The organism is Alteromonas marina, from assembly GCF_000808575.1.
Classification (GTDB): Bacteria; Pseudomonadota; Gammaproteobacteria; order Enterobacterales; family Alteromonadaceae; genus Alteromonas; species Alteromonas marina_A.
The window spans coordinates 1-258 of record NZ_JWLW01000061.1; the positions used below are offsets into that span (position 1 = coordinate 1).

Below are 258 nucleotides of genomic sequence, written 5' to 3' on the forward strand. Positions count from 1 at the left end.
GAAGGGGTTATTTGGAAGTCGCCTTACAACGCGCAAGTTATTTATGCCAACGGCCGTTCACTGTCGCCAGTGCCAATCGGTAGAAATTGGACACTTAATGAAGATGTAGTCATTGATGGTGACCTTACCTTCGGTAGTAACTACTCATTGAACCTCAATGGCTACACCTTTACGGTTAAAGGCAACCTAATTCAAAATACTGGCATTATTGATATTAACGGCGGCTCGTTGATTGTAGAAGGCGACTATCGACTACAA

General features: G+C 43.4%; 1 protein-coding gene. It reads left to right on the top strand.

Going from position 1 to position 258, the window contains the following annotated elements:
* Positions 1-258 (top strand): hypothetical protein (locus RJ41_RS19230; protein WP_039222581.1); only part of this gene is annotated, 258 nt, incomplete at both ends.